We start from the raw sequence: 14,200 nt of genomic DNA, 5'->3' as shown, positions 1-14,200 counted from the left end.
CGTCGGGTGTCGGTCCAGCCGAGATCGGCCGGGGGGTCGCCTTTCGGTTGTGGGTTCGGGCAGCTGTCCCGCGGCGCTCGCGGAAGACGTTGAGCCACGCCACTACTCGAGGAACTTCCCCGGCTTCGAGTGGGATGTCGTCGGCGACGGACGCGTATGGCCGATCTATTCGGTGTCGAATTCGTGCGTCCATCAGCATATTCGAACAACCTGGGCGCTCATCGGGGTAGTTCGACGGCGACGGCGCTGTAGGGCGTGGCAGGGGAAGGCGGTGTCGTGAAGCGGGCGTTCGGCAGGTAGAGGCGCCCGCCGTACGCCGCGACGGTGGTGGGTACGTCCAAACGGCGGTCGGTGACGCGCCGCTCGACGGTGCCCGTCGCGCCCGCGGGGTCCAGGGCGACGACAGCGATGGTGTGGAGCCGGTTCTGCACGACCACCAATGTGCTGCCGTGCAGCAGAAGTCCGTCACCGTTCGGCACCGCTTCGCCGCCGAGATCGATCTGCCGGGTCGCGCCGGTCGCCGGGTCGACGCGGAAGAGCTTGCCGGTCGCCGACTGCACGATGATCAACCCCGTGCCGTCCGGGGTGGGCACGATGCCGTTGGCGTTGATCGCTCCCGGCACGTGAACGATGTCGCCGGTCAGCGGTCGGCGCACCACGGCGGCGGGCGGCGGCAACGCGCCGTCGTCGCCGACAGGCAGGTGGTAGAGCACGGGCGCGCGCGAGTCGGTGAACCACGCGCCGGTGGGCGTGAGGACCACATCGTTGACGAACGTGTCCGGCGGCGTCGCGAGCCGGTAGCCGGCCAGCAGTGAGCCCGTGCGGGTGTCGACGACGCGGACGTCGCCCCCGGTGCCGCCTGCGACGAACAGCCGACCGCGGTCGTCGACCGCGAGCCCCAGCGACGGCGTCCCGGGGCCGGGGCTCAGGATGGCGCCCCGGCCGGTCACCAGGCTCGCGGCGTAGAGGGAACCGTCTGCGCGGGAACCGAAGTAGGCCACCGGCGGCGGCGTCCCGATCGCGATGCCCTCCGGCTGGAATCCGGCGGGCAGATTGATCGTGACGGGAAACGCCGGATCATGGCCCGCCCGGTCCGCGGGTACCAGCACTGTCACGCCGAAGCACGCGAGCGCGATCGAGATACCGAGGACTCGCCTCATCGCCCCATTTCCTCCGTCGCCATTCTCGCTAGTAGCCGACGGTGAAATGTTCGCTGCCGACCGGGTTCTCGAGCTCGTCCAGGACGGCCACGGCGAGGTCTTCGGCCGAGATCCGGGAGGTGCCGTCGGCGCCGACGACGAGCGTGGTGGCGCCGCGCCGGTATTTCCCGGTGCGAGACCCGGGTTCGAGGAGGGCGGGCGGGCTGAGGTAGACCCAGTCGGCCCGGTGCGCTCGGCAGGCTTCCAGTTGCGCGACGCTCGCGGCCGCGATGGCGCGAATCGCCTGCGGTACGTACTCCGGACTGTCGATGACGAGCCGATCCGGGTGCCGTGGGTGCCGCAACGGGGCGGCTCCGCCCACGAAAAGGAGCCGGGTCCCGGCTGTCTCGGCCGCGTCGAGCAGTGCGGTCGTGGTCTTTGCCGCGGTGTGCTCCTGCCCCTCGGCGGGACGGGTCGCGGCGATGATCGCGTCGGCGCCGAGGAACAGTTCGCTCATGCGGTCGGGGTCGTTCGCGTCGCCCTCGACGGCGATCACTCCCGGCCGCAGGGCGCTGGAGCGCCGGGACCGGAATACCGCGATCAGGTCGTGGCCCCGGCGCGCGGCTTCGTCGACGACGCGCGAGCCGACCATCCCGGCGGCTCCGACGACGGTGATCTTCATTCGGGTGTCCTTTCGGTTGTGGGTTCGGGCAGCTGTCCCGCGACGATCGCGGCGAGTGCGAGCCCGAACCCCGCGAGCTGGAACGGGCCGAGTGTCTGGCCGAGCAGGACCGCGCCGAGCACCGCGGCGACGAGCGGCGACAGCAGGACCAGAACCGCGACCGAGGTGACGGGCAAGGTGCCGATGCCCCGGAACCACAGCACATAGGCGATCAGACCGCCGACCAGACCAAGCCAGAGATAGCCGAGCGCGGCGGTCGGGCCGATCGCGGGAGGCGGGCCCTCGACGAGAAGGGTGACAGGGAGCAGGAAGAGGCCACCCGCGGTGAGCTGCCATCCGGCGAACGCGGTGGCGCCGACTTCGGCGGGGCGTCCCCAGCGCTTGGTGAGGGTCAGGCCGAACGCCATCGAGGCCGCGCTCCCCAAGCCCGCCACGATCCCCGCGAAGTCGAGTGCCGCGCTCGGACTGAGCACCACCAAGCTGACGCCGACCACGCCCGTCAGTCCCCACGCGAGGCGCCACACGGACGGACGCTCGTGCAGCACAGCCACCGCGAGTAAGGCGACGACGAGCGGCTGGGCCGCAGCCAAAGTGGCGGCGACGCCGCCCGGCAACCGTTCGGCCGCGACGAACAGCAGCGCGGTGAGCAGGCCGATGTTCAGCACGCCGAGTACCGCGGCTTTCCACCACCACGCGCCACGCGGCAGCGTCCGGGTGATGGCCAGCGCGATCAGACCGGCGGGCAACGCGCGCAGGAGACCCGCGAACAACGGATGTCCTTGTGGGAGAAGCTCAGTGATGACGACGTACGTGGTGCCCCATGCCGCGGGGGCGAGGGCCGTCAGGGCGGTGCGCCGGAGAATCGGCGAACCCCTGAGGGAAACCTCCTGTACTGCTGGACTTTTCACGTTCGCAGTCTCGCCCGGCGGCGATTGATGAGTCCAACACATGTTTGTCACTTCATCGATCGTGATCCACGATTGATCCATGGACCTTCAGCAGATGCGCTACGTGGTCGCCGTCGCCGAGACGAGCAGCTTCACCCGCGCCGCCGAACGGTGCCTTGTCGTCCAGTCCGCGCTCAGCCACCAAATCGCGCGTCTGGAGCGGGAACTCGGCGCGCGGCTGTTCGAGCGCACCAGCCGCCGCGTGCGGCTGACACCGGCAGGCGCCGCGTTCCTCCCTGCCGCGCGCCAGTGTCTGGACGCCGCCGAACGCGCGGCCGCCGAAGTCGCCGCCGCCGTCGGCGAGGTGCGCGGACGACTCGCCGTGGGACTGATCCCGACTGTCGCCGCGGTCGATATCCCCCTGGCGCTCCGCGAATTTCGCGGGCGATACCCGCACGTGCGCATCAGCCTGCGGGTGGGAGCGAGCGAGGAGCTGACCGAGCAGGTCGAGCGGGGAGCCATCGATGTGGCCTTCCTCGGACTGCCGACCACGACGCGACCGCGGGGTGTCGCCGCCCAGGAGCTCGCCCGCGACCGGCTCGTCGCCGTGGTCGCGCCGGACCATCCGCTCGCCGGCGAACGGGCGGTCGACCTGCGCAGGCTGTCTTCCGAAGTGTTCGTGGACCTTCCGGCCGGGACAGCAGGCCGCGCCCAATCCGACCAAGCCTTCGCGGCTGCCGGTCTCGCCCGCGACGTCGCCTTCGAAGTGAGCACCGCGGACTCGCTGATGTCGCGGCTCGTCGAGCAGGGGCTCGGCATCGCCCTGCTCGCCTCCTCCTACGCGCCACGGCTCACCGGCGTCGTCACCCTCGAGATCATCGACGCTCCCGCCCGCGTCGAGTACGTTGTCTGGGGCAAGTCCACCCGCACCCCGGCAGCGACCGCGTTCCTCTCGGTTCTCGACATCCCGACCTGAACGATTTCGACGGCCCGGTTGGTCAGCCGAGCGCGGAAGCCTCGGCTCGCCGAATGGCTGTCGCCAATCCATCCGGGGCACCCGTTGGCTCGAAAGAATCAGCGCGACATAGTCCGTGGGCTCCGCACCAGCACGACCAACGCCAAGCCGAGTCCCACCAGCAGCGCCGCGACCGCGAAGGTCCAGTGCGTTCCCCGCGCGATCTCCGCTGGTGTGCTCGCGGTGAGGTCCCGCGTCCCCGCGGCGCGCGCGAAGACCGCGCCCATGACCGACGCACCGGTCATCAAGCCGAGGTTGCGGGAGAGGTTCAGCATCCCGGATACCAAGCCGCGCTGTTGTGCGGCAACGTCTTTCATGACCGCGGTGTTGTTGGCCGCTTGGAATGTCGCGTAGCTCGCGGTGCAGACGACCAACGGCAGCAGATAACCGAGGACGCCCGCCGCGACGGGCATCATCGACAGGGTCAGCGCGGCCGCGATGACGCCGACGAGGCCGACGATCACCATCGTTCTCGACCCGAAGCGGTCGGTGGCGCGGCCGGCGGGGACGCCGGTGAGCGCCGACACCGCCGGGCCCGCCGACATCACGAGCCCCACCGCGGCGGTGCCGAGACCGAGCGCACCGCCCAGGTGGAACGGGCCGACGACCAGGGTCGTCATCATGACGGCCGAGACAAGCGTGCTCGTCGTCAGCCCGACGGCGAGCACCGGATCGCGCAACATGCCGAGGGTCAGCAGCGGGAAGGAGACCTTGCTCTCGGTCACCACGAACAGCGCGAGACCCGCACCGGCGACGCCGAGCAGACCGAGGGAGAGCAGCCCGAAGGACCCGGCGGTCACGGCGAGCGCATAAGCCCCCAGCGTCACGGCCAGCAGGACGGTGCCCAGCGTGTCGAAACGCCGTGCCGAGGTTCCGGCCGCATCGTCGGCAGGCAACCGGAGGGTGAGCGCCAGCACGAGCAGCCCTACCGGAACGACGGCGAAAAAGATTGCACGCCAGCCGAATACGTCGATCAGAACACCGCCGAGGGACGGTCCGAGCGCCGTACCGACGGCCGACATCGTGCCGAGCAACCCCATCGCGCTACCGGTGCGGTGTGCGGGCACCACCGCGCCGACCGAGGCCATCGCCAGCGCCATCATGCACGCCGCGCCGACCCCTTGCAGCGCCCGCGCGGCGATCAGCAGCGGCAGATTCGGGGCGAGCCCGCACAGCAGCGTCGCGACGGTGAACACCGCGATACCCAGCACCAGCAACCGACGGCGGCCGACCAGGTCGCCGAGCCGGCCGACCCCGACGATCAGCGTCGTGATGGCCAGCAGGTAGGCGATCACGATCCACTGAACCTCGGGGAAGGTCGCGTCGAGCGCCACCGCCATCGACGGCAGGCCCACGTTGGCGATGCTGATGCTCAGCGAAGGCAGCAGCATCGACAGCGAGAGCGCGGTGAGCACCGAGGTCTGTCCTCGACGGCCCACCGGCTCGCGCCGGACAACGGGAGGCGTTGCTGATCTGGACATGAAGGTGTTCCTCCTGGCTTCGACGGTGTTCCTCGAACGTAAGTTCCGTTCCGACCTGGCGGAAGACGCAAAGAAGTAAAGGCAACTGTGCACTGAACGCCAGGTATGCGACCCTGTTCGCATGGCGCGTCCCGACCTGAACCTGCTCGTCACCCTGGACGTTCTGCTCGAGGAGGGCAGCGTCACGCGGGCGGGTGAACGGCTCGCGCTGAGCCCGTCCGCGATGAGTCGCGCGCTCGCCCGGCTCCGGCGTGCGACCGGGGACCCGCTGCTGTTGCGCGCGGGGCGCGGCCTGGTGCCCACTCCCCGCGCCGTGGAATTGCGCGAACGTGTGAGCGGGCTCGTCCGGGAAGCCGAAGCGGTGTTGCGGCCGGTCGAGCGCCTCGATTTGGCCACGCTGCAAAGGACTTTCGCGCTGCGCGCCAGCGATGGGTTCGTGGAGAGATTCGGCCCCGCGCTGGTGGCCGAGGTCGCCGAGGCGGCGCCGGGCGTGCGCTTGCGGTTCCTTCAAAAGACGAAGAAGGACACCGCCCCCTTGCGCGAGGGCGCCGTCGACCTGGAAACCGGCGTCATCGAGAGCACCCCGCCGCCGGACGTGCTCAGCAAACCGCTGTTCACCGACCGCTTCATCGGAGTCGTCCGCGCCGAGCATCCCCTCGGCACCGGGAAGGTGACCGCCGCACGGTACGCCGCGGCGCGCCACGTGCACGTCTCCCGTCGCGGACTGACCGCGGGACTCGTCGACGAGGCGCTGGAACCGACCGGCCACCGCCGCGACATCGTCACCGTCGTGGACGGCTTCGGCGCGGCGCTCGCGCTCGCGCGGGCCACCGACCTCGTCGCCACGGTCCCGGAGCGGCACACGGCGAACCTGCGGCAGGGGCTGCGCTCGTTCGAATTGCCGTTTCGCGCACCGGAAGTGACGATCTCGCTGCTGTGGCACGTCCGGCTCGACGCGGACCCGGCGCACCGGTGGTTGCGTGATCGCGTCTGGGCGGTGTGCCATTTCGAGGACGACTGACCCACCGATGTCGGCGCGACCTGTTACCTTCCGCGGCATGGTGATCGACGGAAGCTCCGCGCACGGAGCGGCCTTGACGGAGCGGGTGATCGAGGCGGTGCGGCGAGACCCCGGAGCTTCCGCACTCTCGCACCAGCAGGTGCCGTGGGTGGTCGGCACGCCGCGACGGGTGGCGTCGGATGTGTTGGCGGAAATGGTTTTTCCGTCCGGGCGGCCGCTGCCGCCGAGCCTGCGGACGTGGCTGGCCTTCGACGTCGGCTTGCTGGAGCGCTACGACTGGTTCGACGAGGACGGCGGCTTCGCACCACGGCGGCTCGACGAACTGGTGCTCGCCGAGCTCGGCGAGCCATGGGCCGAGTGTTACGCCCCGCTCGCCGAGCGTTTCGACGAGTGCTTCCTGCTGCCGGGCGGCTCGGATTCGCGTCGGTTCCTCGCCGTCGGTGAACCGGATTCGGAGGGCGAATATCCCGTCCTCGCCCTGGACGTCGACGACCTTCCGTTCGTCGGCCTGATGTATCCCGGTTTCGATGTCTACCTGGCCGACATGGCTGGGCTCCTCCGAACGGAATTCCCGACCTACACGGCGCTTTTCGATCACGCCGTCTACAGCAGGCGGTTGCGTCAGCACGCGCGCACGTGGTTCGCGGGAGAAGCGTACGCCGAGTATCCGTTCTGAGTCGGCGTGCCGAAATTGTCGCAACGGCTCCGCGGCCGCCGACGCTACGTCGACGTGAATCCGCGGAAGGAACCCGACAGACCCGCGCGACACTACGGACGCAAAAGGTACTCCCCCGCAAGCTGAATCGCTTCGAGCTTCGTGTACCCGGGATGGTCCGCGACGATGAAGTGGCGGCCGATGGCCAGCGCGAAGGTCAGCATGCACCGCGCCTCGATCTCGTCGGGATCGTCGAGGAACTCGTCGAACATCGTGCGCAGGAAGTCCATTCGCCGGTTGTCGATGCGCCGCAGCCGCGCGGCGACGGACTCGTCGCGGTTGGCCCAAGCCCGGATCGCCAGGTCGATCCGGTGCAAGTCCTCGGAGAACGTCAGTTGACCCACGCGCCGAATACGGTCGGCCGCATCACCGCCCTCGGCGTCGGCTTCGGCGATGACCTCCGTGATGTGGCGGCGTTCCCACTCGTCGAGCATCTCCGCGATAAACGCGGCACGGCCGTCGAAGTGCCCGTAGAACCCGCCCTTCGTCACTCCCAGTGCGGCGGCGAGCGTTTCGACGCGGACCGCGTCGGGTCCCCCTTCGGCGAGCGCGTCGAGACCCGCCGCTATCCAGCGGGCACGTGGCGTGCGGGGCACAGCGGGAATCAGGTCACCTCCATTGATCGCCTCTCGTTTATACGGTACCGTACAAACGAACCGTACGGGGCCGTATAAACGAGAGGTCGAACCTGTGAACGCCGGAAAGTCGTTGCTCCGCTGGGCGAGCGGGATCATGATCGTCCTCGGCACCGGTCATCTCATCTTGTTGGCACTCTCCGCGTGGAGCGACATCACCGGCTGGGTGGATCGCGGAGTGTGGGCGGCCGTCCCGCTCGGACTCAGCGACGAGGAGGAGACGGTCGAGTCCGCGCAGAACGCGCTGACCTTTTGGGCCGGCCCCGGCAGCTTCGCCGTGCCGCTGATTCTGTTGGGCTGTCTCACTTGGCATCTCACGGGGCGCGGGGTGCCTGTTCCGGCTTGGGTCGGCTGGAGTCTTGCGGCCTGGTGCTTACTCGGCGGCATCCTGCTCGTACCCTCCCCGTACTTCGCGGGAACCGTCGCCGGGGCGCTCGTCGTCCTCGCGGCGCGCAAGCGAGATCTGTCGAGCGCGAAGCGAGATCGGGTGCCGGACCCGGCCTGAGCCTCGGCGCTATCCACCGTTCCGCGATCCCGGATCGAGCGAGAAGTACTCCGACTGCCGGGGGCGGGCGGCCAAGGCGAGTGCGGCGGCCACCTCGTCGATGCCGCAGGAGAGCGGCGCGATGGTGACGCGCACCGCTTCCGGGTGACCGCGATCGGCCACGAAGAACGGACCTCCGGGTGCGACACGTATTCCGTTGGCCGCCAAGTGAATCAGGGCCGTGCGCTCGTCGGCGACCGGCAACCAGGCGTTGAGGCCCTGCCCTTCGGCGAGCTGTGCGCCGTGGCGCCGCAGCGCGTCGGCGAGGGCGCGACGGCGGACCTGATACTGCTCGCGCGCGTGGTCGACCGTGCGGGTGACCGTGTCGTCGCGCAGCATCTCGTGCAGCAGACGCTGCAGGATGCGCGGCGTCCAGCCCGGCCCGAGGACGCGGGTGGCGACGATGCGGTCGATGATCTCCTCCGGGCCGGACAGCGCCGCGATCCGCAGGTCGGGACCGTGCGATTTGGAGTAGCTGCGCACATGCAGCACGCGGTCGGGCAGCCAGCGGCCGAGGCTGATGTCCTCGGCGGGGACGACTGCGCCGGAGTGGTCGTCCTCGATGATCATGCAGCGGTGCTCGCCGCGGCGCAGGATCGCGACGAGTTCCTCGGCGCGCTCGGTGCTCATCGACGCGCCGGTGGGATTCTGCGCGCGCGGTTGCAGGACCGCCGCGGTCGCGCCGGTCGCCACCGCCCGCGCGAATTCGTCGGGCAGCACCCCTTCCGCGTCCATTCGCACCGGAACGATCTGCGCGCCAATGGATTCCAGATAGTCGAGGATGTGCGGGAAGGTGGGGTCCTCGACGATCACCCGATCACCGAATCGGACGACGGCCTGCAGGCTGCGGGCGACCGCGTCCATGGCGCCGTCGACGACGGTCAGCGCGCCGGACCCGGTGGGCCAGTCCGCCTGTAACAACCGCCCGAGCTCGGGAACCACCGGCGCCTGGTGGTAGTCGGTGGTCTCGGCGTTGAGGGCCAGCCGGGACAAGATCGATCCGATCTCGGGCAGCAGCGCCGGATCGGGTGTGCCGAGCGAGAGGTCCAGCCGGGCGGAGCTCGCGCCACGGGTCATGCTGTCGGTCCGGGACGACGCGGGCCGTGCCCCGCCGTCGGCGACGAACGTGCCGCTCCGACCGCGAGACACCACCAGCCCGGCCTGCGCCAGGGCCCGCCAGCCGTGGCTCACGGTCGCGGGACTGACCCCGAGGCGGCTCGACAGCTCCCGCACCGTCGGCAGCCGGTCACCCGCGCGGAGCTTGCCGCTGGTGATCAGGCGGGCGATGGCGCCCGCGATCCCCGCGGGAGTCGGGTCATCGATCTGGATTCGGTCGTTCGTTTCCACGCCTCGATCACCTCGCGAGATTTACACTTTCGGCACCGACTGAAATATTCAGGAAATGTTTACCTTCGAAGATAACATAACCAACTTCGGTAGGGAGATCGACAGGTGACGACAATCAAGGCCGCCATCACCCAGGCGACGTGGACCGGCGACAAGAAGTCGATGCTGGCCAAGCACGAGGGTTTCGTCGAGCAGGCCGCCGCCGCGGGCGTGCAGGTCATCTGCTTCCAAGAACTGTTCTACGGACCGTATTTCGGCAACGTGCAGGACAAGAAGTACTACGAGTACGCCGAATCCGTGCCGGGGCCGACCACGGAACGGTTCGCGGAACTGGCCAGGGAGCACCGGATGGTGATGGTGCTTCCGGTGTACGAGGAAGACCAGCCCGGCGTGCTCTACAACACCGCCGCGGTAATCGACGCCGACGGCAGCTACCTGGGCAAATACCGCAAGCACCACATCCCTCAGCTGTCCGGTTTCTGGGAGAAGTTCTACTTCCGGCCTGGCAACCTGGGCTATCCCGTCTTCGACACCGCCGTGGGCAAGGTCGGCGTCTACATCTGCTACGACCGGCACTTCCCGGAGGGCTGGCGCGCCTACGGATTGGCTGGGGCGGAGCTCGTTTTCAATCCATCGGCCACCAAACCGGGCTTGTCCGAACGGCTTTGGGAGCTCGAGCAGCCCGCTGCGGCGGCCGCGAACCAGTACTTCATCGGCGCGAACAACCGGATCGGCACGGAGACCGAGGAGTTCGGCGACGACGCCGTGACCTTCTACGGCACTTCGTATTTCGTCGACCCGCGCGGCGTCTACGTCGGCGAACGGGCCTCCACCGACACCGACGAACTGCTGATCCGAGACCTCGATCTGGACCTGGTGCGCGAAGTACGCGGCGACTGGCAGTTCTATCGGGATCGGCGACCGGATTCCTACGACGCCATCGTGGCGCCCTGAACCAGGAGCGATCATGGCTACCACACTGATCACCGGAGGAACGGTCGTCTCGGCGACCGGGCGCGGCGCGGCCGACATCCTGGTCGACGGCGAACGCATCGTCGCACTGCTGGAGCCGGGCACGACGGCGCTCGGCGCGAACCTGGCCGAAACGGTGGACACCGTCGTCGACGCGACCGGCAAATACGTCATTCCTGGCGGTATCGACGCGCACACCCACATGTCGATGCCATTCGGCGGCACAACGGCTTCCGACGATTTCGAGAGCGGCACCAGGGCCGCCGCGTGGGGCGGCACCACCACCATCATCGACTTCGCGGTGCAGAAGTTCGGTGAGCGGGTGCAGGATTCGTTGGACACCTGGCACAAGATGGCGTCGGGCCAGTGCGCGGTCGACTATTCGTTCCACCAGATCATCGGTGACGTCAATGACGAGTCGCTGGCCGCGCTGCGCAGGCTGCCGGACGAGGGCATCACCAGTTTCAAGCTCTTCATGGCCTACCCCGGCGTCTTCTACAGCGACGACGCGCAAATCCTGCGCGCCATGCAGATCGGCGCGAACACCGGTCTGCTCACCATGATGCACGCCGAGAACGGGCCCGCCATCGACGTTCTCGTCGAGCAACTGCTGGCCGAGGGCAAGACCGACCCCTACTACCACGGCATCGCGCGCGCCTGGCAGCTGGAGGAGGAGGCGACGCACCGCGCGATCATGCTCGCCGATCTCACCGGCGCGCCGCTGTACGTGGTGCACGTGTCGGCGAAACAGGCCGTCGCCCAGCTGGCCGCGGCTCGGGACCGTGGCCGCAACGTGTTCGGCGAAACCTGCCCGCAGTACCTGTACCTGTCCCTGGAGGACAACCTCGGCGCGCCCGGCTTCGAGGGCGCGAAGTGGGTGTGCTCGACACCGCTGCGCTCCCGCCGCGAAGAGCATCAGGACCAGGTGTGGCAGGCGTTGCGCACCAACGATCTTCAGATGGTGTCCACCGACCACTGCCCCTTCTGCATGAAGGGCCAGAAGGACATGGGGATCGGCGATTTCTCCAAGATTCCCAACGGCATCGGCACGGTCGAGCACCGCATGGATCTGATGTACCAGGGCGTCGTCGAGGGCCGGATCACCCTGGAGCGCTGGGTGGAGATCACCTCGACCACCCCCGCCCGCATGTTCGGTCTCTACGGGCGCAAGGGCGTGCTCGCCCCTGGCGCGGACGCCGACATCGTGGTCTACGACCCGGACGGCCACACCTCCATCGGCCTCGGCAAGACCCACCACATGAACATGGACCACTCGGCGTGGGAGGGCTACGAGATCGACGGCCGCGTCGACACCGTGCTCTCGCGCGGCAAGGTCGTGGTCGCGGAGGGCGAGTATCGCGGCCGCAAGGGTGACGGGCAGTTCGTGCGGCGCGATCCCTGCCAGTACTTGATCTGAGGAGACGCCATGCAATTCGGAGCGGTACTACAGTGCGATCCCCCGGCGGCGCGCACCGTCCAATTGGCGAAACTGGCCGAGGCACACGGGTTCAGCCACCTGTGGACCTTCGACTCGCACCTGCTGTGGCAGGAGCCGTACGTGCTCTACAGCCAGATCCTGCACGAGACCAAGCGAATCATGGTCGGCCCCATGGTGACCAATCCGGCGACCAGGGACTGGACGGTCACGGCGTCGCTGTACGCCACGCTCAACGAGGCCTACGGCAACCGGACCATCTGTGGTATCGGGCGCGGCGATTCGGCGGTGCGCGTCGGTGGCGGCAAACCAACCACGCTGCGCACACTGCGCGAATCGATCCACGTCATCAGGGAACTCGCCAATTCGCGCGCCGTCGAATACGGCGGCAGCACCGTGCGGTTCCCGTGGAGCGTCGGCTCGACACTGGACGTCTGGGTGGCCGCCTACGGGCCGAAGGCGCTGGCGTTGACCGGCGAGGTGGCGGACGGTTACATCCTGCAACTCGCCGACCTCGACATCGCCGAATGGATGATCGGCGCCGTCCGGAAAGCGGCGCAGGCGGCGGGCCGCGACCCGGCTTCCATCAAAATCTGCGTTGCCGCACCGATGTACATCGGCACCGACCGCAAGCACATGCGCGACCAGTGCCGCTGGTTCGGCGGGATGGTCGGCAACCACGTCGCCGACATCGTCGCGCGCTACGGCACCAGCGGCGCGGTGCCGCTCGCGTTCACCGAATACATCGCGGACCGAACCGGTTACGACTACAACCAGCACGGCCGGGCGGGAAACGTACACGCCGACTTCGTCTCCGACGACATCGTCGAACGGTTCTGCGTGCTCGGCACCGCCGATGAGCACATCGCCAAACTCCGGCGGCTCGCCGACCTCGGCGTCGATCAGTTCGCGGGCTACCTGCAACACGACAACAAAGAGGAAACCATGCGCGTCTACGGTGAGACCGTCATTCCGCAACTGCGGCAAGCCATTACCGCGACGAAGGTGACGGCATGACCGCCGTGCGCGTCGACTTGGACGCGCGCGCCTACGAACTCGACCGCAGCCATGTGTTCCACTCCTGGTCGGCGCAGGCCGCGCTGCACCCGGTGGTGCTCGCGGGCGGGCGCGGCTGCCGGGTGTGGGACCACGCGGGCCGGGAGTACCTGGATTTCGCCAGCCAGATGGTCAATGTGAACATCGGCCACCAGCATCCGGTGGTCACGGCCGCGATCGCCGACCAGGCCGCGCGCCTGGCGACCATCGGACCGGCCACCGCGAATCTGCGACGCGGCGAGGCGGCCCAGCGGATCACGTCGCTGGCGCCGGACGGTATGGACAAGGTGTTCTTCACCAACGGCGGCGCGGACGCCAACGAGAACGCCATCCGGCTGGCGCGCCTGCACACCGGCCGCGACAAGGTGCTCTCCACCTACCGCTCCTACCACGGCAACACCGGCGCGGCCGTCGTCGCGACCGGCGATTGGCGGCGGATGCCGAACGAATACGCCCGCGGCCATGTCCATTTCTTCGGCCCCTACCTGTATCGCAGCGAGTTCTGGGCGAGCACCCCCGAGGAGGAGAGCGAACGCGGCGCTGCGGCACCTGGAGCGGGTCGTGGAGTGCGAAGGACCCTCGACCATCGCGGCGATCCTGCTGGAGACCGTGCCGGGCACCGCGGGCATCCTGGTGCCGCCGCCGGGCTACCTCGCCGGCGTGCGCGCCATCGCCGACCGGTACGGCATCGTGCTGATCCTCGACGAGGTGATGTGCGGATTCGGCCGCACCGGACGGTGGTTCGCGTTCGACGGCTACGACGTGACGCCCGATCTGATCACCTTCGCCAAGGGCGTCAACTCCGGCTACGTCCCCGTGGGCGGCGTCGTCATCTCCGACGCGATCGCCCGCACCTTCGACGACGTCGTCTTCCCCGGCGGCCTCACCTACAGCGGGCACCCGCTTGCCGCGGCGTCGATCGTGGCCGCCCTCGACGTGATGGCCGACGAGGGCATCGTCGCCCATGCCGAACGCATCGGCCGCACGGTGCTCGGTCCGGCGCTCGCGGAACTGGCCGACGACTGCCCGGTGATCGGCGAGGTGCGCGGCGAAGGCGTGTTCTGGGCCCTCGAACTCGTCGCCGATCGCGCCACCCGCGAACCCGTGTCGGCGGCCACCATGGCGCGCGTCAAATCCGATCTGATCGCCAGGGGCTACCTGCCGTTCCTGGCAGACAACCGCATTCACGTCGCGCCGCCCTGTGTGGTCACCGAGGCCGAAATCGCCGAGGGCGCGGCGATTTTGCGTGACGTACTGACCGCCCTGCCAGC

General features: G+C 68.9%; 13 protein-coding genes and 1 pseudogene. 8 read left to right on the top strand and 6 right to left on the bottom strand.

The features are described from left to right. Positions 1 to 218 precede the first annotated feature (218 nt). Genes NAM01S_RS10075 through NAM01S_RS10065 form a run of 3 tightly spaced genes read right to left on the bottom strand, consistent with a single transcriptional unit; the run spans position 219 to position 2,771 of the window. Positions 219 to 1,160 (bottom strand): SMP-30/gluconolactonase/LRE family protein, encoded by a 942-nt coding sequence (locus NAM01S_RS10075; protein ID WP_067782911.1) that lies wholly within the window; start codon positions 1,158 to 1,160, stop codon positions 219 to 221. A gap of 28 nt (positions 1,161 to 1,188) precedes the next feature. Continuing rightward, the gene (locus tag NAM01S_RS10070; RefSeq protein WP_067782908.1) at positions 1,189 to 1,821 is read right to left on the bottom strand and encodes an NAD(P)-dependent oxidoreductase; all 633 of its coding nucleotides are present in this window, start codon (positions 1,819 to 1,821) and stop codon (positions 1,189 to 1,191) included. Continuing rightward, positions 1,818 to 2,771, bottom strand: a complete 954-nt coding sequence (locus NAM01S_RS10065) for an EamA family transporter (protein WP_084482766.1) — start codon at positions 2,769 to 2,771, stop codon at positions 1,818 to 1,820. The genes NAM01S_RS10070 and NAM01S_RS10065 overlap by 4 nt, the downstream gene beginning before the upstream one ends. Positions 2,772 to 2,808: 37 nt before the next feature. Here NAM01S_RS10065 and NAM01S_RS10060 point away from each other — a divergent pair, with 37 nt between their 5' ends. After that, the gene (locus NAM01S_RS10060) at positions 2,809 to 3,684 is read left to right on the top strand and encodes a LysR family transcriptional regulator (protein WP_067782905.1); all 876 of its coding nucleotides are present in this window, start codon (positions 2,809 to 2,811) and stop codon (positions 3,682 to 3,684) included. A gap of 98 nt (positions 3,685 to 3,782) precedes the next feature. On the opposite strand, the gene NAM01S_RS10055 is transcribed toward NAM01S_RS10060, so the two are convergent. After that, positions 3,783 to 5,204 carry an MFS transporter gene (locus tag NAM01S_RS10055; protein WP_218018369.1) on the bottom strand — a complete coding sequence of 474 codons (1,422 nt, stop codon included), beginning with the start codon at positions 5,202 to 5,204 and terminating at the stop codon, positions 3,783 to 3,785. A 121-nt stretch (positions 5,205 to 5,325) separates the two neighbouring features. Between NAM01S_RS10055 and NAM01S_RS10050 the strand changes: the two genes are divergently transcribed. After that, on the top strand, positions 5,326 to 6,225 hold the full coding sequence (locus tag NAM01S_RS10050; protein WP_067782902.1) for a LysR family transcriptional regulator: 900 nt from the start codon (positions 5,326 to 5,328) through the stop codon (positions 6,223 to 6,225). Between the two features lie 37 nt (positions 6,226 to 6,262). Further along, positions 6,263 to 6,901: a hypothetical protein gene (locus NAM01S_RS10045; protein WP_067782900.1), complete on the top strand. Its 639-nt coding sequence runs from the start codon at positions 6,263 to 6,265 to the stop codon at positions 6,899 to 6,901. A gap of 92 nt (positions 6,902 to 6,993) precedes the next feature. On the opposite strand, the gene NAM01S_RS10040 is transcribed toward NAM01S_RS10045, so the two are convergent. After that, positions 6,994 to 7,674 carry a TetR/AcrR family transcriptional regulator gene (locus tag NAM01S_RS10040; RefSeq protein ID WP_067782897.1) on the bottom strand — a complete coding sequence of 227 codons (681 nt, stop codon included), beginning with the start codon at positions 7,672 to 7,674 and terminating at the stop codon, positions 6,994 to 6,996. Here NAM01S_RS10040 and NAM01S_RS10035 point away from each other — a divergent pair. Further along, positions 7,673 to 8,080: a DUF6463 family protein gene (locus NAM01S_RS10035; RefSeq protein WP_067782895.1), complete on the top strand. Its 408-nt coding sequence runs from the start codon at positions 7,673 to 7,675 to the stop codon at positions 8,078 to 8,080. The genes NAM01S_RS10040 and NAM01S_RS10035 overlap by 2 nt on opposite strands. 9 nt (positions 8,081 to 8,089) lie before the next feature. Here the strand turns inward: NAM01S_RS10035 and NAM01S_RS10030 are convergent, their stop codons facing one another. Continuing rightward, positions 8,090 to 9,466 carry an aminotransferase-like domain-containing protein gene (locus tag NAM01S_RS10030; RefSeq protein ID WP_253798821.1) on the bottom strand — a complete coding sequence of 459 codons (1,377 nt, stop codon included), beginning with the start codon at positions 9,464 to 9,466 and terminating at the stop codon, positions 8,090 to 8,092. Positions 9,467 to 9,571: 105 nt separating this feature from the next. Between NAM01S_RS10030 and NAM01S_RS10025 the strand changes: the two genes are divergently transcribed. From NAM01S_RS10025 to NAM01S_RS10010, 4 genes and pseudogenes are all read left to right on the top strand, one after another. Beyond that, positions 9,572 to 10,420, top strand: coding sequence for a nitrilase-related carbon-nitrogen hydrolase (locus tag NAM01S_RS10025; RefSeq protein ID WP_067782889.1), 849 nt, complete (start codon positions 9,572 to 9,574; stop codon positions 10,418 to 10,420). Between the two features lie 13 nt (positions 10,421 to 10,433). After that, positions 10,434 to 11,855 (top strand): dihydropyrimidinase, encoded by a 1,422-nt coding sequence (hydA, locus tag NAM01S_RS10020; protein WP_067782886.1) that lies wholly within the window; start codon positions 10,434 to 10,436, stop codon positions 11,853 to 11,855. 9 nt (positions 11,856 to 11,864) lie between these two features. Beyond that, positions 11,865 to 12,890, top strand: a complete 1,026-nt coding sequence (locus NAM01S_RS10015) for a TIGR03842 family LLM class F420-dependent oxidoreductase (RefSeq protein WP_067782883.1) — start codon at positions 11,865 to 11,867, stop codon at positions 12,888 to 12,890. Continuing rightward, positions 12,887 to 14,200, top strand: a pseudogene (locus tag NAM01S_RS10010) (aspartate aminotransferase family protein); the annotation flags it as partial. The gene NAM01S_RS10015 and the pseudogene NAM01S_RS10010, both read left to right, overlap by 4 nt.

This window comes from Nocardia amikacinitolerans NBRC 108937 (genome assembly GCF_001612615.1).
GTDB classification, from domain to species: domain Bacteria; phylum Actinomycetota; class Actinomycetes; order Mycobacteriales; family Mycobacteriaceae; genus Nocardia; species Nocardia amikacinitolerans.
This window is presented reverse-complemented; position numbering and strand designations above follow the sequence as displayed.

Excerpts from the sequence above, each read along its gene's own strand:
- NAM01S_RS10040 (WP_067782897.1), bottom strand. The coding sequence starts at position 7,674 with ATGATCCCGCTCGCCCAGCGGAGCAACGACTTTCCGGCGTTCACAGGT.
- NAM01S_RS10075 (WP_067782911.1), bottom strand. The coding sequence starts at position 1,160 with ATGAGGCGAGTCCTCGGTATCTCGATCGCGCTCGCGTGCTTCGGCGTG.
- NAM01S_RS10055 (WP_218018369.1), bottom strand. The coding sequence starts at position 5,204 with ATGTCCAGATCAGCAACGCCTCCCGTTGTCCGGCGCGAGCCGGTGGGC.
- NAM01S_RS10045 (WP_067782900.1), top strand. The coding sequence starts at position 6,263 with ATGGTGATCGACGGAAGCTCCGCGCACGGAGCGGCCTTGACGGAGCGG.
- hydA (WP_067782886.1), top strand. The coding sequence starts at position 10,434 with ATGGCTACCACACTGATCACCGGAGGAACGGTCGTCTCGGCGACCGGG.
- NAM01S_RS10015 (WP_067782883.1), top strand. The coding sequence starts at position 11,865 with ATGCAATTCGGAGCGGTACTACAGTGCGATCCCCCGGCGGCGCGCACC.
- NAM01S_RS10070 (WP_067782908.1), bottom strand. The coding sequence starts at position 1,821 with ATGAAGATCACCGTCGTCGGAGCCGCCGGGATGGTCGGCTCGCGCGTC.
- NAM01S_RS10065 (WP_084482766.1), bottom strand. The coding sequence starts at position 2,771 with ATGTGTTGGACTCATCAATCGCCGCCGGGCGAGACTGCGAACGTGAAA.
- NAM01S_RS10035 (WP_067782895.1), top strand. The coding sequence starts at position 7,673 with ATGATCGTCCTCGGCACCGGTCATCTCATCTTGTTGGCACTCTCCGCG.
- NAM01S_RS10050 (WP_067782902.1), top strand. The coding sequence starts at position 5,326 with ATGGCGCGTCCCGACCTGAACCTGCTCGTCACCCTGGACGTTCTGCTC.
- NAM01S_RS10060 (WP_067782905.1), top strand. The coding sequence starts at position 2,809 with ATGGACCTTCAGCAGATGCGCTACGTGGTCGCCGTCGCCGAGACGAGC.